Raw genomic sequence first — 1,651 nt, forward strand, 5'->3', positions numbered from 1 at the left:
GAGCAGCGAGAGCAGCGCCGGAAGGAACGTGACAGAGAGCGCAAAGGAAACGCCGGCGCCGATTGCGACGAGGGTGCCGAGGTGGCGGTACGGCGGCACCTCGGAGAAATTCATCGTCAGGAAACCGAATGCAGTGGTCGCACTCGCAAGAAAAATTGGATTCAGGTTGACCCCGATAGATTCCACCACCGCCGCGTGTTTGGAATCGCCGGCTCCGAGGCGTTCCTGGACCGTTACCAACACATGCAGGCAATTGGCCACGGCCAGGGTCAGAACGATGATGGGTGTCGCCGACGTGGCCGTGGAGAATGGAATGCCGACCCAGCCCGCCAGCCCCATTGCGGCGAAAACGGACAGGACGACGACTCCGCCGGTCGCGGCCACTCCCGCGAACCCTCGGGTCAGGATACCGAGGATCGCCGCCATGGCGACCAGTGACGCTGGCAACACTGTCCCCATGGTAGCCACGGACGCTTCCGTGAAGGTCTGGTTGACGATCACCGTGCCGACGGGCCGGAAATCGATGCCGGGAAACCGCTCGTCCGCCTCCGCCGCAACACCACGCGCGAATTCGGCAACCTCGGCTATGCTGGCCGCGTTCCCCTCCTCGGGCAGTTTCACCGTGACATTGACGGCGCTGACGCCGCCGTCCCGCGCCAGGAGATTGCCCGCAATCCGCGGATCCGCCAGAGCCGTTGCGCGGAGCCGGCGGCGTTCCTCCGCGTCGCTGAGCTTCGCCGGGTGCACGAGGTCGCGCACGGAGAGCCCGTCCTCGTCCGCCGTCATAAGCGGGAAGTTCGCGATCGAATCGACGCGCGTCGAGTACGGCGTCTGCCACGCACGCTCGGTCAGCCAGACGGCGGCGGCGAGAGATCGTTCCGATGTCGCGTCGCGATCGTCCGGGACAATCATGAAGAGGACATTGTCGCTCTTCTCGTAAGTGCTCTCCAGCGCTTCGAACGCCTGGAGTTCAGGGTTGTCCTCGTTGAAGAACGCCCGGTAGTCCGTGGAGGATTCCAGGAAAAGGACGCCGCTGCCGGCCGCGCCCACCAGTACCAGGGCAACCGCAACGACCAGCCCGCGGGCCGCGACCGCCCATGCCCCCAATCGTGTCGGAAAATCCCGAACTTCGACGCTTGGCTCTTCCGCCGCCGCCGAACCCTTCATACGTTAGGGCCCGTTCGATCCGACGGCGTCGCGACGAGTTCGTGGGTGCGCGGAGCCGCAGCAACGTTCGCGATGCACAAAGAGGAAGACGCAATGAAGCGAGGCGTCGGATGCATCAGCACCCGCCCGTCATGCAGGGTCACATCGAGCCACAAAACTCCCGGCTCCCTCGGCGAATATTCGCCGAGGGAGCCGGGAAGAACACGTTCAGCAGCAGCAACGCCCCGCAGCGATGGCCTCAAGCTGCTCTTCTCCGATCTCGGTGACCGGAAGGGACAAATGGAGAGTCTGCGCGTTGCTCTCGTGGACCACCACATCGATGTCTTCCGGAAGATCGACGCCCAACTCTTGGGAGATGGCTTGCTTTGGGTTCGTGACCAAAAGGCTTCGGAAGTCGTCGTCGACCACCGCTCTGTCGGTAATCTGGCGACGCATGTCCTCGGCCGACTGTAGCGGAGTTTCCGCAAATGACTGCCAATCCATC

2 protein-coding genes are annotated in these 1,651 nt (G+C 63.8%); both read right to left on the reverse strand.

Going from position 1 to position 1,651, the window contains the following annotated elements:
• On the reverse strand, window positions 1-1,167 hold a 1,167-nt coding region (locus tag OXF11_16180), incomplete at its 3' end, for an MMPL family transporter (protein ID MCY4488632.1).
• A 207-nt stretch (window positions 1,168-1,374) separates the two neighbouring features.
• On the reverse strand, window positions 1,375-1,651 hold a 277-nt coding region (locus tag OXF11_16185), incomplete at its 5' end, for an NHLP leader peptide family RiPP precursor (protein ID MCY4488633.1).

This window comes from Deltaproteobacteria bacterium (assembly GCA_026712905.1).
Classification (GTDB): Bacteria; Desulfobacterota; Binatia; order UBA9968; family JAJDTQ01; genus JAJDTQ01.